Here is a 23,474-nt window from a genome sequence, read left to right on the forward strand (position 1 = left end):
GCTTGCCCCCTTCTAACTAACACTTTGCGTTTGATTGATTAGGCAAAGAGTTTTAATTGCGAGGACCGACATTCGATAAGTTCAACCCATTGTTAAAAATATCTTCAGCGATCGTAATTCCAAGCGGAATGCCACCAATGTTCTTGGATAGATCGGGATTGCCTGTATTGTCGGGTGCAAAAGCATCAAAGACCCAATGCACTCCCAAATATACCCGGCTGAGTCCATTTTCTACAATCATTTGCCATAATCCGTCTGGAAAATTGCGAACGTGTTTTGGTCGCACTGTTCCTTTGTTATCTCGGCTAATACCATTGAATTCATCCGATACAAAGGTCAGACCATCGAACAAATTGTCGGTACTGCGGCTATTTACGCCATAAAACAATCGAGTAATGTGCAATGCTGCTGCACCGAAAGTAGCGTGCCCAGAAGGATAGGCTGGGAAGGGCGGCGTAAAGTTTTTCTCAAAGGTCTTAGAATTCGTTTTGGGTGCCCCTAATGGCAACCAGGAAGGATCAGCATCTGCGGAAATGACATTATTGTCAGTCCCTGTAGGTCCTAGAGACGGGTCATTTTCCCGAATACCAACAACGGGCCGCCATAAATCATGAATGTATTTTTGATCCCAGGCTAAAACACCAGCATCAGCCATTGCGGCATTCACTAGCGCAAACAGACGGGCATTTTGATCCACACTATCAGCCCCATTATTGCGTTCTATTGCCACAGCCCGAACGATTTGGTTATATAACCGGGGTGGTGTACCCAACTCAGCAACGCCATCGTAGCCCCAATAGATGCCGATGACTGTCTCACTCGCTGTCCGAGCAGAAAGACCTGCGGGTAGAGTTCCCATTAATTCAGGTGCAATCCCCTTGCCGCGTACTTGCTGTAGGGCGGTGAGATATTCAGGACTTCCTGGCTGAGGTGGAACATCCAACTCATGGCGGTTTGTCACAGCAAAACATCTCGATTTTGCGCCATAGAAGGGAGCATTGAACCCTTGCCCAGAATTATCTGGATCAAGGCGATGTGCTCCACGAGCCATCGATGCAGCATAACCATCATCACTAGCACTGGGATCATCCTGCCGCTTCTCTAGCATTTTCTGTGCTACCAAAAGACCAAATTCATGACCTTCTTGTAAGCCAGTTCCTTGCAAACCTGCTTGAGTATGTTTCAGATCAAAGAAGGACTTTTGACTGGGAAACAAACTAGACAACGTAGCGTGTGCTGCGGCAGCAACGGCAGCATCGGCTGAGGCATTGGGTTGCGGGTTCGGTAAGTTAGGAAGATAGGGAGATAAGTTGACTGGAGCGAACGGATTACCCCGTACCCCTGCATAAGCGTCATATATTGCTAAGTGAACGATCGCTAAAGCACGAGAACTCAGAGTCGGACCCGTTTGCTCGTTTTTACCATTGGTATGACTAACACGGTTTGCTTCGAGAGCAACTTCATTCCAATATAAAATTGGATCCATTACATTTCTCCTGGGTAAAGTTAGGTGTGGCTTCTTACAAATGCCAATACATCGGACTATAAAAAGGGCAATTTTGCTGAGTTTAGTTGCAGCCAATTTCAGCTTGAAAACACCCTTAACCTCAGTCGATGTGAGTTCAAACCCTTGATGACTATGATTCTGCTGAATTGAGTGCAAACTACAACCTCCAGCAATGAGTCCTTTGACTGTTCCAAGCTAAAGGTTGCACCCAAGCGTCGGCAGTACCCTGGCGGGTACTATTTAAAGGCTTAGCTTGCAATTGCAGTTCAGATGACTTGACCCAACTTGCCGCTCCATAACCAGCAAATCTTTTGACAACTATGACTTTATGAAGCGCCGAATGGCGTAAGCACTTCAAAATGTTCTACAACTGGAAACGGATCGTAGAAAGGATGTAGAAGTTGCTTCCAGGTTTGGTAGTCGGGCGACCCTCTAAATCCGACGGTGTGGTCTTCCAAGGTTTCCCATCGCACTAAGAGTAAATATTTTTCAGGCGTTTCCAGGCAGCGATGCAAATCGTGTCCGCAATAGCCTTTCATACTGGCAATAATGGGCGAGGCTTGGCGAAATGCCGCTTCAAATGCGTTGGCTGTGCCCGGTCTAATCTGTAGCATGACGGCTTCTAGAATAGGAGAAGCAGGCACTTCGCGATTTTCATAGGAATCGTGTAACGATTCGCGCATAGAGTTGTGGGAGTGCAGGAAATGGTAGAGTAATCCACTGAGGCAGCAGTGATCAGAGCGCGCTGGCCCTCATTCTAAGGTTAATGTGCGATCGCGGAGAAAGCCATGTCGCAGGAGCCCATTCCCGAACCCACTGATTCTGACGTCCAAGCGCTGCCTGCGGGCGGGACTAGCTTCAGCCAGTCGAGAGATACGACGGAATCGACAACAAGCAATAAGCAAGATCTTCTCCTTTCAGAAGATGTGTGGGAATCGGTAGAAATAGAAAACGAGACGCAATCAACCTCAATTGAAGAAGCGTCGGTCGAAAAAGCTGCTGAGAGTCTTTCCCGTAGGCGGTCATCTCGCGTTGCAGCAGGCACTGCCGTTGCTATCAACCAAGCCACAAGCTGGCAAAAGTTTCAGCGGTATTGGCAAGCAGAAATTCAGCCAGCGCTGAAAGAGCAAACCATCAAAACGTTGAAAGCAACCATCCGGTCGCTTGAATCTCTGGTTGCTCGGCTAGAAGCAAAACCTACTGCAAGTTCATCTCAGAAAGGCACAGCCCCCTGGCGACAGATCCGGGGAATTTGGGGGTCTGTGTTGGGTCTAACGCGATCGCTGTTGCCCCGATCTTTCAATCGGCAATTGTCCGATCCGTTGCTGAGTGGAGCGATCGCAGGCGTGCTGCTGCTGACCCTGTGGACAACATCCTCCTTGATCTTCAGCAAATCACCGACGCAGGTCGCCACTGCGCCAGCCAACCCGTCTGCTCCAGACAAAGCTACAGATGACGACAAAGAAAAATCAGTGCTAAAGAGTGATCAGCCAGTAGCAAAATCGACTCCTGACGCGATTCCTGAAACGCCCCCTGATGATGCGATCGCTACCCAGCCAAGCCCTCAACAAACTCCTTTAACCTTACCGCTGGAAAAGGCTCCTGACGAGACTCGTGAGACGACTCCTCCGAAAATTCCCGATGTTGTCACCGCTCCCGGCCCGCCACCGGCTCCTGCGCCTAAGCCGCTGCCACCGCTGAAACTCACCCCAGAGCAAACGCTAATTGCTCAAATTCAAGAGCAGGTTGCCGATGTCAGCAATCAATATGTAAATGGGCTGATTCAATCCGTGCAGGCAAACTTCCGCAGCAGTCTTTTGACCGTTAAAGTGGGCGATGATTGGTATACCCTAGAGCAAGCTCAGCAGAACAAACTAGCGACTGAAATGCTAAAACGCTCTCAGCAGCTTAATTTCGTCAAATTAGAAATGATCGATTCAAAGGACAACTTATTAGCTCGTAGCCCCGTTGTCGGCTCTGAAATGGTCATCCTGAAACGGCTCACTGGTTCGCCAAAAACCGTATAACTATTTTGTAGTTACTTCTAAAGCTTAGTGCCACTCGCCACTCGCCACTCGCCACTCGTCACTTTCTATTCACTTGCCCTCCATACCAGCACCCCCGAATTAGGACTGGCGATCGCCCACTTCAACGAGACTTGCCGCCATCAAGTCTGGGATTTGGGGCGCGATACCTCGATGCTGCTTCACGCTTATTTAGTGGATTTTCTGCTGCCCCAAACCTGGCAAGATCTGGCATTTATTGCCGTGGCAAAAGGTCCAGGTGGCTTCACTGGAACGCGGATTGGAGTTGTTACCGCTCGTACTCTAGCCCAACAACTTGACATTCCCTTATTTGGCATTTCAACCCTGGCAGCCGTGGCATGGGAAACTGCGAAAACGTTGGAAAACCCGATCGCGATCGCAGTACAAATGCCTGCCCAACGCGGTGAAGTATTTGCTGCAATTTATCGGAGCGATCGCCGGCAAAATCAACTAATTGAAATCTTGCCGGATGCTGTCATGAGCCTGGAAGCCTGGGAAAATCTGCTAAAAAAGCAGGACGAGGTTTACCATCTGATCACCGCTGAAGGGAGCCTAGGGCGCTACGTCACCAGCATTTTAGAAATTGCCCAGGCTAACTGGAACCACGGTTTGCGTCCTCACTGGTCAGAAGTCCTCCCATTTTACGGACAGCACCCGGTGCCAGAAGCCATATAGATTACTTCAACAAATACAGCAGGATGAACAAGATGATCCAAATGACATCGACGAAGTGCCAGTAGATTTCGGCGGCTTCGATGCCAAAGTGGCTGGTGCTGGAGTAGTGACCGGGTTTGCGCGATCGCCACAGTACACCCAACATCAACATCACGCCAAAGAAGACATGCAGACCGTGAAAGCCCGTTAGCACATAGAATGTGCTGGCAAACAGATTGGTCTTGAGTCCAAATTCTAGATGAAAATATTCATAAAGTTGACCTGCTAGAAACACTGCACCAATAGCCGCGGTAATGGCAAACCACAGCCGCATTCCTTTCACATCATCCTTTTTAATTGCTGTGTCAGCATTGTGAATCACAAAGCTACTGGAAATCAGGATGATGGTGTTCACTCCCGGCAGTAGCAGTTCTAGCTCTGGCGTTCCTGCGGGGGGCCATACCGGAGCGACTGCCCGAAAGGTCAGGTAGGCAATGAACAACCCCATAAAAATCATTGCTTCCGCCACGAGGAAAACAATGATGCCAAAAATGCGGTGATCCGGGTGGGCATGGTGTCCGTGAGCCGCCGCTTCATGGTGACTGGTGACAATCGTAGTCGTATCAATTGCAGAACTTTGCATGGTGTCTCTCTTTATCCTTGTGCTGCCGCTGCTTCTAGTGCCAAAAATGGTCCCGCTTTAATGATTTTTACCGCTTCTTCCGTGCCGTATTCATAAGGACCAATCTCAAGCACTGGATCAATCTCAAAGTTTTCTACGGGCGGTGGAGAAGTAGTTTGCCATTCAAAGGTTAAGCCACCCCAAGGGTTACTAGACGCTTTCGCTCCTTTGAACACGCTCCAGATGACGTTGAAGATGAATGGGAAGGTGGAAACCGCCAAGATGTAAGTGCCAATGGTGCAAATCAAATTGAGAGCTGTAAATTTTGGATCGTATTCCGCAATCCGCCGATTCATGCCTTCCAGACCCAATTTGTGCATTGGCAAAAATGCCAGGTTGAAGCCGATCAACGTCAGGACAAAGTGAATTCTACCCAGAGTTTCGTTCACCATGCGTCCGGTCATCTTAGGAAACCAGTGGTAAGTTCCGGCATAGATGCCAAACACGCTGCCGCCAAATAAAACGTAGTGCAGATGGGCGACGACAAAGTAAGTGTCATGAACATGAATGTCAAACGGCACGGCTGCCAGCATAACCCCGCTAATACCACCAATCACAAACATGGACAGGAAGCCCATGGCAAACAGCATGGCACTATTGAGCCGCAGCTTGCCGCCCCAAATTGTTGCTAACCAGCCAAAAACTTTGATTCCCGTGGGAACGGCAATGATCATGGTGTTAATCATGAAAAACATCCGCAGCCAGGGAGGAGTACCGCTGGTAAACATATGGTGTGCCCAGACAATCAAGCCTAAAAAGCTGATAGCAAAACTGGAGTAGGCGATCGCCTTATAGCCAAAAATCGGCTTACGTGAGTGAACGGGCAAAATCTCTGAAATCAGCCCAAACACAGGCAGCACCATAATGTAGACCGCCGGATGAGAGTAAAACCAGAACATATGCTGGTAGACCACCGGATTGCCGCCACCCGTGGGGTTGAAAAAGGCAGTGCCTATCACCAGATCAAACGACAGGAGAATCAATGCGCCTGCTAGGACGGGCGTTGAAATCAAGATCAGCGCCGAAGTTGCCAGCATTGCCCAACAAAACAAGGGCATTTTGTTCAAGGTCATACCGGGAGCGCGCATTTTCAGGATCGTAACCAGAAAATTGACCGCACCCAAAATGGAAGATGTTCCTAAAATCAGCAGGCTCAAAATCCAAATCATTTCCCCCGGCTTGTTGTAAACCAGGCTTAACGGTGGATAGGAAGTCCAGCCAGCGCCGGGAGCACCGACAAAGAAACTGCTCAAGAGTAGGATTCCGCCTGGTGGAATCATCCAAAAGGCAACAGCGTTTAGCTTAGGAAACGCCATATCCCGTGCACCGACTAGCAGCGGAATGAGGTAATTTCCAAACGCTCCGGTTGCGGCAGGCACAATCCACAAGAAAATCATCACCGTAGCGTGGACGGTAAATAAGCCGTTATAGGTTTCGCGGCTGACAAAATCAACTTCAGGGGTTGCGAGTTCAGTGCGAATTAGAGTGGCTAAAAAACCGCCTACAAAATAGAAAAAGAATGAAGTGACCAAGTATTGAATGCCAATGACTTTATGGTCAGTGCTGAAACTAAAGTATTTCAGCCATTCGCGCTTCTTTTCTTGAATGGGGGGGGCTGGCGGGGTTTTTGCCGCTTCGTCTTGCAGTAATTGAGTCATAGAACTTTAACAGATCAATAAATGGCTAGCTAGCAGATGGGTGATGGGCTGAATGAAGCTGCTGAAGAGTGGCAGCATCCACGCCGAGCGGAGCAACAAAGGGCGCAAGAAATTGATCGACGGGTTTCTCAGCGGCGGTAAGGGCGATCGCGTCCTCCAATCCTGCCGCACTAGCAACCTTTTGGCTAGCAATCCAGGCATTAAAATCTGCTGGAGTTTCAGCAATCACTTTGGTTTTCATTGCGCCATGATAAGGACCACACAACTCAGCACAGATGACTGGATATTCACCCGTACGAGACGGTGTAAAGGCAAGCTCCGTCGGAGTGCCGGGGATCGCATCCTGCTTGACGCGATACTCTGGCACCCAAAAGGCATGAAGCACATCATTTGCAGAGATCGCTAGCTTAATTCGAGTGCCTACTGGGACATGCAATTCACCCGCAACCACCCCGCTATCCGGGTAGGTGAAAATCCAGGCATATTGCAGTCCTGCCGCTTGAATGGTCATTTCTTGCGGGGCAGAAGTCGTCCCAGGAATAGATTCTGGGATTGCTGCGGGTTCTAAAGGTGCTGAAACGGGATCAATAGTGGTATCAGTCAATGTTCCAGCGATCGCAGCACCTGGCATTTTTGCCATTTCATGAGTGGGCTGGCTGTGATGAGCAACTGAATGATCCATCGGATCTAACCCGCCCATTGAGTTATAAATTTCAAAGCTATAAACCGCGATTCCTAACACAATCACTGCCGGAATCGAAGTCCATAGGATCTCTAAGGGAATATTACCTTCGATGTATGGGCCATCGGTATCATCGCCCGGTTCACGACGGAATTTGAAAAACGAGTAGACTAATGCCCCTTGCACCAGCAAAAACAACCCGGTTCCAATCGTCATCATGATGTCGAATAGCCCATCTACCAGAGGAGCATCTGTAGACGCTGCTACAGGCATTAAGCCATGATTTTGCCCATACCAGAGACTAACAATTGTTACCGCAATACCGATTAACAATGTTGCAATTGAACCCGGAATATTCACAAATCTCTCCCTACTTAACAGGCAACTAGAAACGAATAATTCTTAAATTAAAGAGTCTTTTGCAAAACAGTGAGTCAGAACGGTTGAAAGCGCTGTGTGTCTAACCCTAGAAGTTTCAATAGTTTGAAGTCAACCAATGATCCATAGAGATTATAGGCACTTCATCGACAAAAACTTCTAACTCCTTACCAAGGTAAACCACCTCTTAAGAGAATCCGTGTACAGCACTACTAGCTTGGGTAATTGTCACAAAAATCAACTTGGTTAACGTCCCTATTTCAACTTAACGACTTTCTAGCTTTTGTGCAGACCTAAATACCTACAGAAAGTAAACTTATCTTTAAAAATTTTCTATTTTCTTCGGGAGAGGGAAGCTTCCCTCTAAATCAGGACTTTTGTTCGTGCTTTGAAGCTGATTTTCCATACTGAGCAAAAATGTGTTTTTGACTATTTTTGAGTGAGGTCTAGAGAACAACAGACCAATCGAAAGAAATTGCTAAGCCTTGTGCGTTAAGTTAAACAAACTTACTAAAGTGATAATTACAGTGTGAAAGAGTTAGCCTGACTGACGATATCCCCCGGAATTGCGAGATGAGCAATTGCACAGGATTGATTTAAAGAAGCGTGTTTTTTAGAAATGAGGTTGAAAGCTCATGGTTGACATTACCTCCCACCAGCAAGCAAATGACAAGTCTTCTCGCCCTCGCGAATGGATTAGTCGGTTTGTGCTGGGAATGGCAGGTGAAACGCTGTTTTTGATGGCGTTGGGAAGTGCGACCCGCGTAATGAATGCCGGACTGGCATGTCCTGATTGGCCGCTTTGCTATGGCGTGCTAGTTCCTCAAAAACAGATGAACCTACAGGTTTTTTTGGAGTGGTTTCATCGACTAACGGCTTCCTCAATGGGGCTTTTTGCGATCACTCTGTTTGGTTTGTGCCTGTGGTATCGCCGGGAGTTACCAAAATGGACACCCTGGATCGCCTCGCTAGCGCTGTTTTTAGTAATTTTCCAAGGCATTTTAGGTGCGTTGACCGTCACCGAACTGCTGCGATTTGATATTGTGACCGCTCACTTAGGCACTGCGCTTCTGTTTTTTATCACCTTGCTGTCGGCGGGAGTCGCACTTCAGCCTTATCAAGGGAATGGCACTGCGGGAAGGCTGTCTTGGGTCGCGGCGATCGCTGCAATTTGCGTCTATGCCCAAAGTATTTTAGGAGCGCTGGTCGGCTCTCAATGGGCACTGCACCAGTGTTTAAGCGATTCCACTTTATGTGGTGTGATGAACAGCCACATTGCTGGTGTTGTTCCTGCAACCCTAGCCACGTTGACCTTGACAGGCTGGGCATTGCGAACTCCAGCACTACACCCTAGCTTGCGCCGCTTAGCCAACTTTGCAGGAAGCTTGCTGGTGCTGCAAATTGCTCTAGGAGTTGCTACTTTCAAGCTGAGGCTACAGGTTGAGACCTTAACTATTGCCCACCAGGCGATCGGTGCGATGCTGCTAGGAGTGCTGGTCACCTTTACCGTGTTAGCGTTTCGAGATATGGGTGTCTCTGAAACGGATGTGCCGATCAAATCTATATCTTTAGATGAGGCGATCGCCAGTCCGGTCGATGGACAACCTGCTTAAGTTATATGTAAGCCATAGCACGCGTTCTGCTTTATCACACACGCTGATACATTAATGCTTACCCCCTGCATCACCGATGAACTGAATCAAAAATGGCATCGGTGAATCATTTTGTGAGGAACACTCGAAAATGCAAGAAACTCTCTCTACTACTCGCCACCACGACAATCTGACTCAAATCATTCAAAGTTACTACCAACTGACGAAGCCTCGAATCATCTTACTGCTGCTAATCACCACCGCAGGTGGTATGTGGATCGCCGCAGAGGGACAGGTTGATCCAGTGCTGCTGTTGATCACGCTCGTGAGTGGTGCTTTTGCCTCTGGGGCTGCGAATACAGTTAACTGTCTATATGATCGCGACATTGACTACATCATGGAGCGCACCCGGCATCGTCCGTTACCATCCGGGCGAGTGCAGCCACTTCATGCCCTAATATTTGCGATCGCCCTTGCCGTAACCTCTTTTACTCTGCTCACTGTTTTCGCCAATCTGTTAGCTGCCTGTCTAGCAATGTCGGGAATTGTTTTCTACGTGCTGATCTACACCCATTGGCTTAAGCGCCATAGCACCTGGAATATTGTGATTGGTGGTGCGGCTGGAGCAATTCCGCCACTGGTGGGTTGGGCAGCGGTCACCGGCGATTTAAGCTGGGGGGCTTGGGTGCTGTTTGCCATCATCTTTTTCTGGACTCCGCCCCACTTTTGGGCATTGGCTGTGCTAATTCGCGACGATTATGCGAAGGTTGGCGTGCCCATGCTGCCAGTAATAGAGGGAAATGAAGTCACTGCTCGGCAAATTTTTTACTACACGTTGGCCTTGATCCCTGTAACTTTACTACTCGTCTATCCGCTGCATGTGATGGGTGCGGTGTATGCCGCGATCGCCCTCTTGCTGGGCGGCATCTTTGTTCAAAAGGCATGGCAATTGATGCAGGCTCCATCTGATTTGCAAGTGGCGCGATCGGTGTTCAAATATTCCATCTTTTACTTAATGCTGCTCTGTGCAGGCATGGGACTCGATAGTTTGCCTGTGACCCATCAACTCACGGCTATATTGGGTGAAAACTTGCAAAGCTGGGTGAGTGCGTTGCCTTGACCCGACGCTAAACGCTTGACTTGTTAGTTAATAGTAATAGCCAGGATCACGTTGGTCTACTCTCAAAATAGGAGAAGGGGAGCAAGATTAAAAGTCCCTCCCCCGCTCTGGGAGAGGAATTTAGGGTGAGGGCAATCGGGAAAGCCGCACATCTCGTTACGTTAGTAGTTCCGACCCATCCTGCATCGGCTACTGAATCACGAAGTTCCGTGATGTAAGTTTCTCAAGCACTAAGTTTCTCAGGCACAATGACTGAACGACTTCAAGTCCTCGTCTACTCCCCACCTTCGTACTTTTGTCGGCCAAGCAAGACAAGCCGCTAGGATGAAGTTGCATCCTCAGCTAATCTAATCATCGGCAATGCAAGCCACTCTTGAGCTATTAACAGCGATCGCGATCTTTGCCGAATTGACATCAACTGAATTAGCGCAATTGCAGCCTGATACGCAAGTGCACCGCTATCAGAAGGGAGAAATTGTGATGAGCGAAGGCGATTGCTTACCCGCAAAACTCTACGCGCTCGCGGAGGGTGCGCTACAAATTGCCAAAATAGCCCCGACGGGTAAAGAAACCATCCTTCGCACTTTATCGGCTGGCGATTTTTTTGCGGCTCCTGCCTTACTGGGCGATGGCATCGCTCCTGCAACGGTGACGGCTAAAAGCGATTCTTGGGTTTTAACCCTTGATCGATCGAGACTGCTAGAAGCCATTCAACGTCATCCAGATATCGCGCTGCAAATGATGCAAGTGTTGAACCAGCGAATTCAACAACTCCATGAAACGGTTCACGGGCTGGTGTCAGAACGGGCGATCGTGCGGCTAGCGAAATTTATTCAATCTCTTGCCTTGCGGTCTGGAACGATACCCAGTGCATCGGGTCAGCAGTTGACGGCAAGGGTGTCTTACTATCAAATTGCTCGCAGCATTGGCATTACTTATGAAGAGTGTGTTCGACTGTTCAAAAGAATTCACTCGATCGTGATTTATCAGCGCGGCAAGCTGACTATTCTAGATGAGCAGGCGTTAGAGGCGATCGCTTCAGGGACAGAAGCCTTCTATGAGCCATGATTTAAGGAAAAGCAGTGAAGTGGGCTGGCAAAACGGAAAGGGCAACGATCGCCAAGACACTCAGCGCACTCAACGTTTCTATCAGAGCAACTATCTAGATCGGAGCATTGCGAATCACGCTTGCCGCCAAACAATCAGCCCAAACGTGAGCAAGACGATTAAACGCCATGCTCCGGGGAAATGTGGGTGATCCCACTGCGATCGCGTAGAACTCGATGCTTTTGCAGCGATCGCGGTTGGAATCGTTGAGGTTGAATCAGTCAGCGGTTGATTGGGTTGCTAAATTCACCACTTACTGAGCAAAAATGTCAATGTCGAATCCGTCGTCTGCAAAGCGTGGGGCGCATTGGCAGGCATCACAACAAAGACTCCCGGCTGCAAGCGAATCTCGCGTCCTTCTAAGGTCAGGGTTCCTTGCCCTGCCACAACCGTTACGGTGACATTGCGCGGTGAGGCGTGTTCGGCGATCGTCGTTCCTGCCGCCAGACACATGAGTCCGTGCTGGGTTTGCTCGTCTTTATATAAAGGCTTGTTTCGCGCTCCCGTTTCAGGGTAGTCAGCCTGTTCAGTGAGATCAGTCACGATAGAAGAAATAGGTGTTGTAGAGTTCATGATTTTTAGTAGAAATTTGCCTAAAGTGTTCTTTGTGAATGAGTGATGTTAATGAGCAACGTTAATCAGCGATCGCGCAGAGGACAATGTAGCCTAAGTCTTGCTGATATTGCTGAAAGACGCGACGCATTGCCAGCACTCGTTTTCGCAAGGGCGGCTGAGTCAAGACGTTCCACAGAATCCGCCCAATGACGATCGCGCCTTCATCCCGCACCATCTGCCGAAGATTTAACAAATTCATTGCGCCGATGTGGTGTTGCTGCACCGTCAGCCCAGCAGTTTCACAAGCAGCTATCCAATTCGCTGCTGAGAGGGGTGTCGCATTGACCCGAATCGCCTCGGCTAAAGCGCGATGAATTTCGGCTTCTCGATTGTGAGCCGCTAACTCGTGAGAAAGAAACTTTCCACCCGGTTTAAGCGATCGTGAATACTCGTCAGAATTTTTGCTTTCCCGATGGGTGATTGCATCGTGAGAATGGCTTCTGCAAGCACATAATCAAATTGTTCACTCAAGCGATCGAGGTGAAAGATATCGCCTTCGATAATTTGAATCTGATCACTTAGCCCAGCCGCCGCAACATTGGCACAGGCGCGAACAACGCTATCAGGGTTCTTCTCGATGCCAACGACCCGCACGTTATAGCGTTGAGCTAAGGCGATCGCACTATCTCCAAAGCTAGAAGCCAACTCTAGAACCGTTTCGCCCGCCTGAAAGTTTGCCCATTGAAACAATTGCTCAGTGGCAACTCGTCCGCCCGGTCGCAATGTTTTCTTACCCGCAGCCGCCAAAATCTGATGTCCTGGCGCAGTTTCAAAATTGAGCTTTGTCTGAGTCATGGTCTTGACCTCACTGGTGAAGCGATCGCGTCTTGGGTCGAATGTAGTCAGAAAAGAGGGGGCGCTCAGGGTCAGCCTCTTGTCAAATTCCCCGACCTCGGTTTGACTACTTCTTCACAGTGACACGTCCTCAGCCTGAGTACTATGAGGTAGCTCATGATGGAAAAGGTCTGCCCCTGGTAGCTCCACAAAAAGTGTTGCGCTGAAAATGAGATTTCAGTGTGGATTTTTTCAGCCGTTTTTTCTGCGTGTTGCCCGTCGAAATCACTTCTACGACATTCTGGGTCGCTAAAACCATTGTTTCAAGGGATCTCGACCTCAGATTGGTCTTTCCCCATTAAAATGGAGATTGAGATTTGTATCAAATCGAGGGTCGCGTCATGGCTCCTGCCGTTCTAATCGAAAAGCTGCAAAAGAAATATGGCGCAGTAGAGGCAGTTAAAGATGTCTCGTTGCAAATTGAACCAGGGGAAATTTTTGGGCTGCTTGGTCCAAATGGCGCTGGCAAAACCACTACCCTGCGGTGCCTCTGCACCTTGGCAGAACCGGATGCTGGCAGGGTGGAAGTGTCAGGGATTTCTGTTTTGGATCATCCTAAAACGGCACGACAAAAATTGGGATACGTGGCTCAAGAGGTCGCGATCGACAAAGTATTGACTGGGCGAGAACTGCTACAACTGCAAGCCGCGTTGTATCATCTGCCTCGCGCTATTTTGAAAGATCGGATTGAATGGGCGATTCAGCGATTGGGTCTGCAAGACTACGCGAATAAAAAAAGCGGCACCTATTCGGGCGGCATGAAAAAGCGGCTGGATTTGGCGGCAGGTCTGCTGCATCAACCTGATGTGCTGGTGCTGGATGAACCGACCGTTGGCTTAGATATTGAAAGTCGCTTAGTTGTGTGGAATTTTTTGCGAAAGATTCGCGAGGAGGGCACGACGGTGCTGATTACTAGCCACTATTTAGAAGAGATCGATATGCTAGCGGATCGAGTGGCGATCATTGATAAAGGCGTAGTGATTGCCTGCGGTACACCCTCGGCACTCAAAGATCAGGTGGGCGGCGATCGCATCACTCTCCGGATTCGCGAGTTCACACCTCAAGCTGAAGCCGAAACCGCAAAATCGTTGCTGGAGTCCCTGCCATCCGTTCAGGAAGTGATCATCAACACCGCGCAAAGCAACTCTCTTAATCTGGTTGTCACGCCTCAAAGCGATGCGCTTCTCACCGTACAGCAGGCACTTCAGCAAGCCGGACTACCCACCTTTGGCATTGCCCAATCGCGCCCCAGTTTGGATGATGTCTATCTTGCCGCCACTGGACGTACCCTGCTGGATGCCGAAATTGCCGCTAGCAGCACCCGCGACGAAAAAGCCGAACGCAAAAAACAAATGCGGTAGCTTGAGAAAAAATGTTTGAAGATTTTGAACTGCGACAGCAGATTGAGAGCATTGCTAGTAAATTTAAGCTTTTCGAATGTGTCATTTGTGCCGAGGCAATTAAGCAGTTTTTGATTGAGAAAGATGTCAACGGTAAGCACATTAAATTATTCACAGGAAGCATTGAAGAGCCATTTTGCAACATTTTCCACGAGGCGCTCATGAAAAATATTTCAGTCAATGGACGACATGAAGCGATCGCGGTTGATATCAACAATGAAGAATTAATTTTTGATAACCTTCATCATCGAGGAATTTTAAGACGCGATTGGTTATATAACCTGTATTCACCAATGAATGACATGGGTGAGGATTTTCAGATTACAGAAGTTGACTTTTGAGGAAAGGGCATTATGAGTAATTTCTATCAACTCATCTCAAAAATTAAAAGAAGACCTTCTATGTATCTCGGAAAGCCTGCGATTAGTAATCTGCGGTCTTTTTTATCAGGCTATATTTTGGCGCGGCGTGAGTTAGATATCCCCCAAACTCAAGAGGAAAAAGAGTTTTCAGAGTTTCAATTCTGGATTAAGTCAAAGTTCAAGATTTCATCAGACCAATCTTGGGACAAGACAATTCTTTTTTTCTCAGAAGATGAGCAAAGTGCGATCGCCCATTTTTTCAACTTGTTCGATGAATTTGTAGGCTCTGAGATAGACAAATCTCATCGTGGATTGGAAAGAGTTCAACCCGACCTTCTCTCTGAACCTACTACAGATCCAGATATACCTTCTATAGAAAAAAAACCTCGTCTCTCTCTAAAAGATCTGTCTGATATGAGAGTTGTGGTGCCTGATGTAGAGAAAAAAACAGTGTAGTAAACCACGCAGCCTCTTTCTTCAACTCTTTCTAGTTAGCCCCTTAGTCCAATAATTGTTAAATTTATGACGACTCTGACTCCCTCGACTTTCAATGGCAAAATGCCTGATGCTTCCGTGCCTCCTTCCAGTTCTTTTGCTGATTTTGTTCAAGAAACCACTGCCCTCACTCGGCGCTTGTTCATCCAACTTCAGCGTCGCCCTTCAACGTTGATTGCGGGCATTATTCAACCCGTGATGTGGCTGATTCTATTTGGGGCACTGTTTCAAAATGCACCCCAAGGCTTTTTGGGCAGCAGCGTCAGCTATGGCAAGTTCATTGGTGCCGGAATCATTGTGTTCACTGCTTTTGGCGGCGCGTTAAATGCGGGGTTGCCGGTGATGTTCGATCGCGAATTTGGCTTTTTGAATCGCCTATTGGTGGCTCCGCTTGCCTCGCGGTTCTCTATAGTCATGGCTTCTGCCATTTTCATTACTACTCTCAGCGCCATTCAAACCGTGGCGATCGTTGCGATGAGCGCCGTTTTGGGTGCCGGATTGCCCAACGCTTCTGGCTTGGCGTTGATGGCGTTGATCGTATTGCTCTTGGTCTTAGGCGTAACCGCAATCAGTTTAGGCTTAGCCTTCACTTTGCCCGGACATATTGAACTGATTGCGGTGATTTTTGTGACGAACCTGCCTTTGTTGTTCGCTAGCACTGCATTAGTGCCGCTGTCCTTTATGCCAACCTGGCTGCAATGGATCGCGTCGCTGAATCCTTTAAGCTATGCGATCGAACCCATTCGCTATGTATATTTGCATCAGAATTGGTCGTTCAGCAGCGTGGTGATGCAGGCACCTTTTGGCGACGTTACCTTGGGCGCGGCTCTGTTGGTGTTGCTAGGCTTTACCACAGTCGCGCTGCTGAGCATTCAACCCAGATTGCGGCGCGTGTTTGTTTAATCTAGAACTGGATTTGGCTTTTGTGAATGTAGCCCTTTGCGCCACAAACGTTGGTGCGATACCAGGAACCTGTAGGCTCAAATACTTCAATTTGAGTGCGTTCCAAAGAGCAAATGATTCTGCCATTGGGAGTAGCACGAACGTTGGAAGGTGGATCAATCACACGAGCTGTTCGGGAGGTGGTGGAAACATTTCGCGTTCGATCGCAGACGAAATCAACCATTTGTTGAGTGGCACGCGATTTAGGATACTGCGTCTGGTTTTCGGGAAACGTTGTCCAGCTACGAGTATCGCAGTGGGCTTGGGCAAAGACGCGCTCATTTCCTAAGTAGTAGATAAAATTTACGCTGCGGGCACTAGCGCGATTAATAGAATCAATATCTACGCGAATGAATTGACCATTAGAAGCGGTGCCAGCAGAAAAGGTTTCGGCTTGAGCAGGAGCAGCGGCGATCGCGCCCATCCCAACAGTCAAAGTAGTAGTCAAGGCAGTCGTCAAAATAGTGTTGAAATTCATAAGTGCATCCTTCCAGGTATGAATGAAAACTGTTGGGGCTTTGTGCTGAATTAGCCATTTGGCTTACAAACTAAACAACAGTTTCTTTCGTTACCGTTTCGGATGTCGCATCTCACCCCTAAAGGTGAATTTCTGAATTAAATTGCCCCGTCTAGCTTTTAAGCTGCTGGAGTAAGGTTGTGATCGCCTTTTCCTTTTGCGGGTCTTTGCCTTGAGCATATTCAATCGTCATTGGCACTTCAATATCGGGCGTTACGCCTTTTCCTTCGAGTCGTTGGTTACCATCCAAATACACATCGGCAACCGCAACATAAAGCAAGTTGCCATCTTGCATCAAAAAGGCACGCCCTGCAACGACGGCACCAGGCGTTTTTGCACCTACCACAGTGCCAATCTTGTATTGCTGAAAGCCATAGGCAAGGATTTCTTTGGCGCTGCGACTGCCTTCGTTCACAATCATCACCACGGGTTTGTTCCATTGGGCTTTGATCAAATTGCGATCACCGCTCCGGGGAATGCTCGTCAGGCTTGGACCCCGTGCTGTGTAAATGTTCAGCGCAGTCAGCGGCGCACCGCCCCACCCATCTCGCAGATCTAGCACCAAACCATCTGCCTCTCGTAGATTTCCATAAATCAGGTCTTCCTCTAGCTGCTCTTGATATTGATCGCCGGCATACGACCACAGATGAACATAGCCAATTTTTTTGCCATCTTGCTGCAAAATTCGAGTGCTGGCCCGTTGAGCATCCAAAAACATTGTCAGCGGGTCAAGTAGCTTGGGCGTAACGGAAATATTTTGCTGGGCGGCACTGGTTGACCGCTGCACTTGCAGCACCACCTTCTGCCCAGTTTTTCCTGCAAACGATCGCACCGGATGAAACGGGCGACCATCGGCACTCAGCAATTCATCCCCCAGTTGTAAGCCTGCTTGCGCCGCTGGACTGCCTTCTAACACACCGCTGACAAAGTTTTTGTTGGCGATCGCTTTGGTGAAAATACCAATGCCGCTATATTCCAGCTTGTTTTTTGGAAAAATCTCCTTGGGCAAGTTTTTGAGTTCACGACTACGCGGTTGAAAAATCCCCAGCAATTGATAATAAGCCGTTTCGTTCGGTGTATAAAAACGGGTGTGGGAAGTTTTTAGCTCTGCTAGCATGGCATTGACAACGACTGCCAAATCATCCGCCGACTGAGCCTGAGCCGCTTGAGGCGCATATTTTTCGCGCAGAGATCGCCAATCTACACCGTTAAATTTGGGATCAAAAAAGTTCTCGGTGACAGTTTTCCAAGCCTGCTCGAAGGTCTTGACCTGAGGGGAAGCCGCTTGAGAAATCACCGGGATTGTCAGCCAGCCTAGCACCGCTAGCGAAGCTACCAAAATGCCAGCAATCCACACACGGGCTTTTGTAAATTTGAAGTGAGAACGCATATTAAATCCAGTGCTACTTTAATAAAATTGAAAGTGCCTTCTGAGGTTCCTTATCATGCAGGTTCGGATAGCTACATTTACGGTGCAGAAACGGTTTGCATTAACCATTAGTCGCGGCACTACCGCGCAGACGACTAATGTTTGGGTTGAAGTAGAGCATGAAGGCATTCAGGGTTGGGGAGAAGCATCGCCTTTTTCCATCGGAGAAGTCTCCCAAACAACAGAAATGATTGCGCGATCGCTGCAAAAATTTGTGCCTCTGCTGAAATCCCTAAGTCCTTTAGAGAGTCAGCGAATTGAGCGATTAATGCTAGATGCGCGGCTACCCTCAGCAGCAGGAGCAGCATTGGATGTGGCTTTGCACGATTGGGTCGGTAAGCAAACCAATCTCCCCCTGTGGCAACTCTGGGGCTTGGAGTGCGATCGCATTCAGCCCACCTCCGTCACTATTGGCATTAGCGCTCCTGAAGCTGCCCAGCAGCGAGTAAAAGATTGGCTAGGAAAAGGCGATACAACTGTTCCATTTCATGGAATCCAAGCGTTAAAAGTCAAGCTGGGTAGTCCTTTAGGAATTGAAGCAGACCAGGTGATGATGTTGGCAATTAAAGAAACCGCTCCTCATATTTCTCAGGTTAGCGTAGATGCGAATGGAGGGTGGAATTTGACTGAAGCCTTGTACATGGCAGATTGGCTAGCAGAACAAGGCGTGACCTATTTGGAACAGCCTCTCGCAAAAGGACAGGAAGGAGACTTGCTCGAGCTCTATCAGCGATCGCCCCTGCCCATTTTTGTGGATGAAAGCTGCTTCACCAGCTACGACATTTTGCCCCTAGCGGATCGAGTACACGGTATCAACATCAAGCTAATGAAATCTGGCGGCTTAACCGAAGCGCTACGGATGATTCATACTGCCAAAGCCTGCGGATTGAAAGTCATGTTTGGCTGTTACTCCGATAGTGCGTTGCTCAACACCGCTTTATCTCACCTTTCGCCCCTAGCAGACCATATTGATCTCGACAGCCACCTCAATTTAATCAACGATCCCTTCGCAGGCGCATCCTTTCAAAATGGGCGAATTGTGCCTACCCATCAACCGGGCTTGGGCGTTCACCGATATTTGGACGAAAAAAAGCGCGCGTCTTAAGATGGCTTGTAGGAAATACACTGCTTCTATGATTCAATCTCATCATCGTTTGGCCATTCTTTTGCATGAAGGCATTCAAGGAAATCGAGGTAAAACTGGATTGGCATTGCTGCGGTATACGGAATCAGAAGTAGTTGCCGTGATTGATCGCCAATCTTCAGGAGCCTCACTCACTGATCTAACCGGAATTCTGCGGCCTGCGCCCATCGTGGCATCGGTCACAGACGCGCTTGCTTATAAACCTAATGTTTTAGTACTGGGAACGGCTCCTACTGGGGGTGCGTTGCCTAATGAGTGGCGACAGGAAATCAAACAAGCAATTGCCGCCGGACTGTCGATCTCCAATGGGTTACATACCCCACTTGCCAGCGATCCCGACTTTCAACCGCTGCAACCTGATCAATGGATTTGGGATATGCGTCAGGAGCCACCCAATCTGCCAATAGGTACTGGAAAAGCGCGATCGCTTTCCTGTTTGCGAGTATTGACCGTGGGAACCGACATGGCGATCGGCAAAATGTCCACTAGTTTGCAGCTTCACCAGGCGTCGCTTAAGCGAGAACTGCGCTCAAAATTCATAGCGACGGGGCAAGCCGGAATGATGATTGCTGGGGATGGCGTAGCGTTAGATGCAGTGCGGGTAGATTTCGCCTCTGGTGCTGTGGAACAGATTGTGATGCGGTATGGCAATGATCACGATATTTTGCAGATTGAAGGGCAAGGTTCTCTGCTTAATCCGTCCTCGAGTGCGACGCTGCCGCTGATTCGAGGTAGCCAACCGACTCATCTGATCTTGGTGCATCGTGCCGGACAAACTCACCTCAGTCGCATTCCTGAAATTCCCATTCCACCATTGCCAGAAGTTGTACAGCTTTATGAAGCTGTTGCTAAGGCAGGTGGAGCGTTTACGTCTGTGCCCGTTGCCGCGATCGCCCTCAATACCCATCATTTAGATGAACCTGCCGCCCGTACCGCGATCTCTCAGGTAGAAACTGAAACAAACCTACCTTGCACGGATCCCGTCCGATTTGGAGCCGATAAGCTACTGCAAGAAGTTTTAGGAGTAAGGAATGTGGGGTACGAGGTGCAGAGTTGAGGGTAAAGGATCTTTGATGTACAAAATACGGAGTTCGGAGTTAAAGACTAAGCTTCTATCTGCTCACTCCATGCTTTTTGCATCCCGCGCTCGTTAAAGAAATTCCCGCAAAAACATCAGGGGATCATCTTCCCAACAGGGTTCTGGTTGAAGCCGAATTAACAGTTGTGCTACATCGGCTTCAATGACACTCATCTGGTCGGTTAAAAATAGTTCGGATAGGGCATCTAAGTCTCGATCTCTTAAGGGAGAAAGGGGTGCAGCAAAGTTCCCTACATGCTGATCCCCATCGAAAGAGACAAACTCCCCTTTCCGAATTGAACCACTGCGTTGCTTTTGCTGTTCGCCTAAATAAGCTGCCTGGCGTAAAGCTTGCAGTTCGGAGGCATGCTTTTGCCGATTTAGAGATGATTGCTGCTGGACTAAAGGCGCTACTCGGCGATCTCCCACGGGCGAAGACTGAAGCCTAGCAGCTGAAGGACGTACCAAATCTTCGGCACGTCGGATAGAACCCGATTCCGTATCGGCAAGGGTAGACCACTCGTTATTTGAATTAATCAACATGGCGTGCGTCAACGACTCTGCACTTTTGCAGAATTAACAAAAATTTAGGATCTCCAAATGAGATTATGGTTATTCCATAAACCTCATCAATCAGTCGTAGACGCACACCAGTGATGACAATCCCCTCATTGTAGAAAAGGGTTTAACTGTTCTGTGTCAGCGCTTACAATACTCAACATTGTTATAAATTAATATTTGACTCAATTTCTTTTTTCACACCGCTCGAAAAAATTGCTATGGTGCAGAACCTTGGCACTTTGGCACCAGCAACATCGCCACTAGAGTTGATGTGTAGCGGCAGGATTTTCAAAAAAGTAAATTGACAAGCATATTGCTACAGTCTGAATGGTCGCTCTTGAACTCAGTACACTGTTTACAATCAGAGAACTATCCAGTGATCATGCGGATATGTCTTTAGAGTATTCGCTTTACTTTAAGAGAAGAAGGTGCGATCTCTAACCAGATTGGCTTAAATCATTCAAATGCAACACTGAAACAAGCAGATTGGCTAAATCACCCATTCAAATGCAACACTGAAAAAGATAGATTTACCAACTTTGTGAGTTACGGGTTGCTACCGTGCAACTTCAGATAACGCCTTCGCATAGATGATTTTTTACTTTGAACAGCTAAATAGTGCAGATTATGCTTGACCTAAACTCCCTAGCAGACTTTTCGCCAAATTCACAAAGTGCTGCTGGTCATTCAACCGATTTAGAGCAGCGATTGGGACTGTATCAAGTCTTTCTCAAATTGTATGAGCATCATCGCGAGCTATTAGATGAAATCATTGAATTGGAGAATACAGACAATCGCAATCGTTTGCGGGGAGTGTGGCAATATGTGCAAGCCGTCATCAATGGTGATCAAGTTTACTTGACAACTAATTTGCTTCAAGACCAAACTCAAATTGTGACTCAATCAGAAAACCTGTGGGTGATTGGGCGTGATCGCAAGGCGAGTTTGCCAATTCCAGATAAACGCCTTTCTCGTCGTCACGCGATCGTTCAGTATGTCGCTGATAAAGGCTTTTTTCTAATGGATTTGGACAGTACGAACGGCACTTTTGTAAATAATGAACCCGTGCGTCGTCCTGTTTTGTTAAAAGACGGCGATCGCATTCGTTTAGGAAGTTTGTCGTTTATTTTCTTTCTCTGCGAAAGCAGCCGCTGTGCAGAACCCATTCCGCTGAGTGTATTATCTAGCGTTAAGCTGGTTTCACCTATCTTAGAAACTCGCCAACTTGAAGAATCGCCAGCAATGGGTGCAATTGAGCTGAGTCTAAAAGCGAAGCAATCTGATTGGGATGCTCCCCTGCAAGGCGGTGAAAAAGAAACCTCCATGTTTCTTAAACCAACTACCCGTCAACAAAATGAAGCTCCAGAGCCAAAACATCCTCAACTTAGCCCCTCTCAACAAGCCGATATTCTTGATCGCTTCTTAAACCGTTAAAAAACCTTGAGTCAAGCACAAAGCTTCATAGGCTGGGATCTAAGAAGATAGATAGTTAACAAATCCCAGTCTACAAAACTTGGTCAAGCTCTACTCCTCCTCAAGCCCCTCATCATCCTGATTCTCGTCTGTATCGGCATGACCCACAGAATTAGCAGAGACCACTGCGCCTTTCTCCAGCTTTTGCCTGACTTCTAAGTCAACCTTTTTGGCAAATTCGGGATTTTCTTCCATATTTTTGATGGCATTATCCCGTCCTTGAGCAAGGTTGTCGCCGTTGTAGCTATACCAAGCGCCCTTACGAATAATCACGCCCGTTTCTTCTGCCAAATCTACTAGGCAGCCCAGACTAGAGATTCCTTTGCCAAAAATAATGTCAAACTCAGCAATACGGAATGGGGGTGCTACCTTATTTTTTGCTACTTTGACCTTGGCACGGTTGCCATACTCATCCGTTCCTCTTTTCAAGGTTTGAATACGGCGAATATCTAGCCGAACCGATGCATAAAACTTGAGCGCCTGTCCACCAGTGGTGACTTCGGGATTGCCATAGGTGACCCCAATTTTCTGGCGTAGCTGGTTCAGGAAAACCACTGTGCAACCCGATCGCCCCATGTTTCCAGTAATTTTTCGTAGGGCTTGGCTCATTAACCGAGCTTGCAATCCGACATGGGTATCCCCCATTTCTCCTTCAATTTCGGCACGAGGCACCAAGGCTGCCACCGAGTCAATCACAATAATATCTACCGCAGTAGAGCGCACCAATTGATCCACAATTTCCAGCCCTGCTTCACCAGTATCGGGTTGAGACACTAGCAAGTTACTAATATCTACACCCAGTGCTGCTGCATAGGTCGGATCGAGGGCGTGTTCTGCATCTACAAAGGCGGCAACCCCACCTGATTTTTGCACCTCAGCCAAGGCATGGAGCGCCAACGTCGTTTTTCCAGAGCTTTCAGGACCATAGATTTCGATGATTCTACCTTTCGGCAATCCGCCCCCAAGCGCTAAATCTAAGGTGAGGGCACCTGTGGGAATTGTTTCAACCTTCATGCGCGTTGCATCGCCTAAACGCATGATGCTGCCCTTACCAAAATTTCGCTCAATTTGTGAGACGACAAGGTTTAGAGCTTTTTGTTTCTCAGAAGCTTGCTTATCAGAAGCAGAGTTGTCAGTTTTACTAGCCATGGGCACCTCAACGCAAAGTTTGGTCAGAAGGAGTGAAAGAATCGGGTGTT

General features: G+C 48.2%; 25 protein-coding genes. 13 read left to right on the top strand and 12 right to left on the bottom strand.

Features of this window, described 5'->3' with window-relative positions; translation table 11 throughout:
* Nucleotides 1-52: 52 nt before the first annotated feature.
* Entirely contained in the window at nt 53-1,486 is a 1,434-nt protein-coding gene (locus JOY44_RS00665) for a vanadium-dependent haloperoxidase (protein WP_171571882.1), read from the bottom strand.
* A gap of 347 nt (nt 1,487-1,833) precedes the next feature.
* On the bottom strand, nt 1,834-2,190 hold the full coding sequence (locus JOY44_RS00670) for an antibiotic biosynthesis monooxygenase family protein (protein ID WP_171571883.1): 357 nt from the start codon (nt 2,188-2,190) through the stop codon (nt 1,834-1,836).
* A 105-nt stretch (nt 2,191-2,295) separates the two neighbouring features.
* Between JOY44_RS00670 and JOY44_RS00675 the strand changes: the two genes are divergently transcribed.
* Nucleotides 2,296-3,534, top strand: a complete 1,239-nt coding sequence (locus JOY44_RS00675; protein WP_171571884.1) for a hypothetical protein — start codon at nt 2,296-2,298, stop codon at nt 3,532-3,534.
* 27 nt (nt 3,535-3,561) lie between these two features.
* Complete coding sequence (tsaB, locus tag JOY44_RS00680; protein WP_171571885.1) at nt 3,562-4,227, top strand: tRNA (adenosine(37)-N6)-threonylcarbamoyltransferase complex dimerization subunit type 1 TsaB; 666 nt, start codon at nt 3,562-3,564, stop codon at nt 4,225-4,227.
* 1 nt (nt 4,228) lies between these two features.
* On the opposite strand, the gene JOY44_RS00685 is transcribed toward tsaB, so the two are convergent.
* The 3 genes from JOY44_RS00685 to JOY44_RS00695 are packed head-to-tail and all read right to left on the bottom strand — an operon-like array spanning nt 4,229 to nt 7,588.
* Nucleotides 4,229-4,849, bottom strand: coding sequence for a heme-copper oxidase subunit III (locus JOY44_RS00685; RefSeq protein ID WP_171571886.1), 621 nt, complete (start codon nt 4,847-4,849; stop codon nt 4,229-4,231).
* A gap of 11 nt (nt 4,850-4,860) precedes the next feature.
* Nucleotides 4,861-6,546, bottom strand: a complete 1,686-nt coding sequence (ctaD, locus tag JOY44_RS00690) for a cytochrome c oxidase subunit I (protein WP_171571887.1) — start codon at nt 6,544-6,546, stop codon at nt 4,861-4,863.
* A 25-nt stretch (nt 6,547-6,571) separates the two neighbouring features.
* A complete protein-coding gene (locus JOY44_RS00695; protein ID WP_171571888.1) occupies nt 6,572-7,588 on the bottom strand; it encodes a cytochrome c oxidase subunit II in 1,017 nt (338 codons plus the stop codon).
* Nucleotides 7,589-8,241: 653 nt separating this feature from the next.
* Here JOY44_RS00695 and JOY44_RS00700 point away from each other — a divergent pair.
* The 4 genes from JOY44_RS00700 (at nt 8,242) to JOY44_RS00715 (ending at nt 11,576) form a co-directional block, all read left to right on the top strand.
* A complete protein-coding gene (locus JOY44_RS00700; RefSeq protein WP_171571889.1) occupies nt 8,242-9,219 on the top strand; it encodes a COX15/CtaA family protein in 978 nt (325 codons plus the stop codon).
* Between the two features lie 130 nt (nt 9,220-9,349).
* Nucleotides 9,350-10,318 carry a heme o synthase gene (locus tag JOY44_RS00705; protein WP_171571890.1) on the top strand — a complete coding sequence of 323 codons (969 nt, stop codon included), beginning with the start codon at nt 9,350-9,352 and terminating at the stop codon, nt 10,316-10,318.
* A gap of 360 nt (nt 10,319-10,678) precedes the next feature.
* Complete coding sequence (locus tag JOY44_RS00710; protein WP_171571891.1) at nt 10,679-11,386, top strand: Crp/Fnr family transcriptional regulator; 708 nt, start codon at nt 10,679-10,681, stop codon at nt 11,384-11,386.
* A complete protein-coding gene (locus JOY44_RS00715; protein WP_171571892.1) occupies nt 11,376-11,576 on the top strand; it encodes a hypothetical protein in 201 nt (66 codons plus the stop codon). Before JOY44_RS00710 ends, JOY44_RS00715 begins: the two co-directional genes overlap by 11 nt.
* A 95-nt stretch (nt 11,577-11,671) precedes the next feature.
* Here the strand turns inward: JOY44_RS00715 and JOY44_RS00720 are convergent, their stop codons facing one another.
* From JOY44_RS00720 to JOY44_RS31215, 3 genes are all read right to left on the bottom strand, one after another.
* Nucleotides 11,672-11,998 carry a cupin domain-containing protein gene (locus JOY44_RS00720; protein ID WP_171571893.1) on the bottom strand — a complete coding sequence of 109 codons (327 nt, stop codon included), beginning with the start codon at nt 11,996-11,998 and terminating at the stop codon, nt 11,672-11,674.
* Between the two features lie 61 nt (nt 11,999-12,059).
* Nucleotides 12,060-12,239 carry a hypothetical protein gene (locus tag JOY44_RS31210; RefSeq protein WP_197984854.1) on the bottom strand — a complete coding sequence of 60 codons (180 nt, stop codon included), beginning with the start codon at nt 12,237-12,239 and terminating at the stop codon, nt 12,060-12,062.
* Between the two features lie 140 nt (nt 12,240-12,379).
* Complete coding sequence (locus JOY44_RS31215; RefSeq protein WP_197984855.1) at nt 12,380-12,835, bottom strand: class I SAM-dependent methyltransferase; 456 nt, start codon at nt 12,833-12,835, stop codon at nt 12,380-12,382.
* 380 nt (nt 12,836-13,215) lie between these two features.
* On the opposite strand from JOY44_RS31215, the gene JOY44_RS00730 reads away from it, so the two are divergent.
* The 4 genes from JOY44_RS00730 to JOY44_RS00745 all read left to right on the top strand — a co-directional run bounded on the left by JOY44_RS00730 (nt 13,216) and on the right by JOY44_RS00745 (nt 16,034).
* The gene (locus JOY44_RS00730) at nt 13,216-14,235 is read left to right on the top strand and encodes an ATP-binding cassette domain-containing protein (RefSeq protein WP_171573623.1); all 1,020 of its coding nucleotides are present in this window, start codon (nt 13,216-13,218) and stop codon (nt 14,233-14,235) included.
* An 11-nt stretch (nt 14,236-14,246) separates the two neighbouring features.
* The gene (locus tag JOY44_RS00735; RefSeq protein WP_171571894.1) at nt 14,247-14,615 is read left to right on the top strand and encodes a papain fold toxin domain-containing protein; all 369 of its coding nucleotides are present in this window, start codon (nt 14,247-14,249) and stop codon (nt 14,613-14,615) included.
* Nucleotides 14,616-14,627: 12 nt separating this feature from the next.
* Nucleotides 14,628-15,092, top strand: a complete 465-nt coding sequence (locus tag JOY44_RS00740; RefSeq protein WP_197984857.1) for a hypothetical protein — start codon at nt 14,628-14,630, stop codon at nt 15,090-15,092.
* Nucleotides 15,093-15,158: 66 nt separating this feature from the next.
* Nucleotides 15,159-16,034, top strand: a complete 876-nt coding sequence (locus tag JOY44_RS00745) for an ABC transporter permease (RefSeq protein WP_171571895.1) — start codon at nt 15,159-15,161, stop codon at nt 16,032-16,034.
* A gap of 1 nt (nt 16,035) precedes the next feature.
* Here JOY44_RS00745 and JOY44_RS00750 read toward each other — a convergent pair whose 3' ends face one another.
* Both JOY44_RS00750 and JOY44_RS00755 read right to left on the bottom strand, forming a co-directional pair.
* On the bottom strand, nt 16,036-16,551 hold the full coding sequence (locus JOY44_RS00750) for a hypothetical protein (RefSeq protein WP_197984858.1): 516 nt from the start codon (nt 16,549-16,551) through the stop codon (nt 16,036-16,038).
* Nucleotides 16,552-16,702: 151 nt separating this feature from the next.
* A complete protein-coding gene (locus JOY44_RS00755; protein ID WP_171571896.1) occupies nt 16,703-17,980 on the bottom strand; it encodes a S41 family peptidase in 1,278 nt (425 codons plus the stop codon).
* A gap of 55 nt (nt 17,981-18,035) precedes the next feature.
* Here JOY44_RS00755 and JOY44_RS00760 point away from each other — a divergent pair, with 55 nt between their 5' ends.
* The gene (locus JOY44_RS00760) at nt 18,036-19,124 is read left to right on the top strand and encodes a dipeptide epimerase (protein ID WP_171571897.1); all 1,089 of its coding nucleotides are present in this window, start codon (nt 18,036-18,038) and stop codon (nt 19,122-19,124) included.
* Nucleotides 19,125-19,152: 28 nt separating this feature from the next.
* The gene (locus JOY44_RS00765) at nt 19,153-20,220 is read left to right on the top strand and encodes a DUF1611 domain-containing protein (protein WP_171571898.1); all 1,068 of its coding nucleotides are present in this window, start codon (nt 19,153-19,155) and stop codon (nt 20,218-20,220) included.
* Nucleotides 20,221-20,313: 93 nt separating this feature from the next.
* Here JOY44_RS00765 and JOY44_RS00770 read toward each other — a convergent pair whose 3' ends face one another.
* Nucleotides 20,314-20,784 (bottom strand): hypothetical protein, encoded by a 471-nt coding sequence (locus JOY44_RS00770; RefSeq protein WP_197984859.1) that lies wholly within the window; start codon nt 20,782-20,784, stop codon nt 20,314-20,316.
* Nucleotides 20,785-21,429: 645 nt separating this feature from the next.
* On the opposite strand from JOY44_RS00770, the gene JOY44_RS00775 reads away from it, so the two are divergent.
* Nucleotides 21,430-22,236, top strand: coding sequence for an FHA domain-containing protein (locus JOY44_RS00775; protein WP_171571899.1), 807 nt, complete (start codon nt 21,430-21,432; stop codon nt 22,234-22,236).
* Between the two features lie 90 nt (nt 22,237-22,326).
* Here JOY44_RS00775 and recA read toward each other — a convergent pair whose 3' ends face one another.
* Nucleotides 22,327-23,424: a recombinase RecA gene (gene recA / locus JOY44_RS00780; RefSeq protein WP_171571900.1), complete on the bottom strand. Its 1,098-nt coding sequence runs from the start codon at nt 23,422-23,424 to the stop codon at nt 22,327-22,329.
* Nucleotides 23,425-23,474 lie beyond the last annotated feature (50 nt).

It is taken from the genome of Leptolyngbya sp. Cla-17, from assembly GCF_016807185.1.
Classification (GTDB): Bacteria; Cyanobacteriota; Cyanobacteriia; order Leptolyngbyales; family Leptolyngbyaceae; genus ULC077BIN1.

Bases quoted from the DNA above. Each gene is read 5' to 3' on its own strand.
- JOY44_RS00665 (WP_171571882.1), bottom strand. From the start codon at position 1,486: ATGGATCCAATTTTATATTGGAATGAAGTTGCTCTCGAAGCAAACCGT.
- JOY44_RS00670 (WP_171571883.1), bottom strand. From the start codon at position 2,190: ATGCGCGAATCGTTACACGATTCCTATGAAAATCGCGAAGTGCCTGCT.
- JOY44_RS00675 (WP_171571884.1), top strand. From the start codon at position 2,296: ATGTCGCAGGAGCCCATTCCCGAACCCACTGATTCTGACGTCCAAGCG.
- JOY44_RS00685 (WP_171571886.1), bottom strand. From the start codon at position 4,849: ATGCAAAGTTCTGCAATTGATACGACTACGATTGTCACCAGTCACCAT.
- ctaD (WP_171571887.1), bottom strand. From the start codon at position 6,546: ATGACTCAATTACTGCAAGACGAAGCGGCAAAAACCCCGCCAGCCCCC.
- JOY44_RS00700 (WP_171571889.1), top strand. From the start codon at position 8,242: ATGGTTGACATTACCTCCCACCAGCAAGCAAATGACAAGTCTTCTCGC.
- JOY44_RS00705 (WP_171571890.1), top strand. From the start codon at position 9,350: ATGCAAGAAACTCTCTCTACTACTCGCCACCACGACAATCTGACTCAA.
- JOY44_RS00710 (WP_171571891.1), top strand. From the start codon at position 10,679: ATGCAAGCCACTCTTGAGCTATTAACAGCGATCGCGATCTTTGCCGAA.
- JOY44_RS00715 (WP_171571892.1), top strand. From the start codon at position 11,376: ATGAGCCATGATTTAAGGAAAAGCAGTGAAGTGGGCTGGCAAAACGGA.
- JOY44_RS00720 (WP_171571893.1), bottom strand. From the start codon at position 11,998: ATGAACTCTACAACACCTATTTCTTCTATCGTGACTGATCTCACTGAA.
- JOY44_RS31210 (WP_197984854.1), bottom strand. From the start codon at position 12,239: ATGAATTTGTTAAATCTTCGGCAGATGGTGCGGGATGAAGGCGCGATC.
- JOY44_RS31215 (WP_197984855.1), bottom strand. From the start codon at position 12,835: ATGACTCAGACAAAGCTCAATTTTGAAACTGCGCCAGGACATCAGATT.
- JOY44_RS00730 (WP_171573623.1), top strand. From the start codon at position 13,216: ATGGCTCCTGCCGTTCTAATCGAAAAGCTGCAAAAGAAATATGGCGCA.
- JOY44_RS00735 (WP_171571894.1), top strand. From the start codon at position 14,247: ATGTTTGAAGATTTTGAACTGCGACAGCAGATTGAGAGCATTGCTAGT.
- JOY44_RS00740 (WP_197984857.1), top strand. From the start codon at position 14,628: ATGAGTAATTTCTATCAACTCATCTCAAAAATTAAAAGAAGACCTTCT.
- JOY44_RS00745 (WP_171571895.1), top strand. From the start codon at position 15,159: ATGACGACTCTGACTCCCTCGACTTTCAATGGCAAAATGCCTGATGCT.
- JOY44_RS00750 (WP_197984858.1), bottom strand. From the start codon at position 16,551: ATGAATTTCAACACTATTTTGACGACTGCCTTGACTACTACTTTGACT.
- JOY44_RS00755 (WP_171571896.1), bottom strand. From the start codon at position 17,980: ATGCGTTCTCACTTCAAATTTACAAAAGCCCGTGTGTGGATTGCTGGC.
- JOY44_RS00760 (WP_171571897.1), top strand. From the start codon at position 18,036: ATGCAGGTTCGGATAGCTACATTTACGGTGCAGAAACGGTTTGCATTA.
- JOY44_RS00765 (WP_171571898.1), top strand. From the start codon at position 19,153: ATGATTCAATCTCATCATCGTTTGGCCATTCTTTTGCATGAAGGCATT.
- JOY44_RS00770 (WP_197984859.1), bottom strand. From the start codon at position 20,784: ATGTTGATTAATTCAAATAACGAGTGGTCTACCCTTGCCGATACGGAA.
- JOY44_RS00775 (WP_171571899.1), top strand. From the start codon at position 21,430: ATGCTTGACCTAAACTCCCTAGCAGACTTTTCGCCAAATTCACAAAGT.
- recA (WP_171571900.1), bottom strand. From the start codon at position 23,424: ATGGCTAGTAAAACTGACAACTCTGCTTCTGATAAGCAAGCTTCTGAG.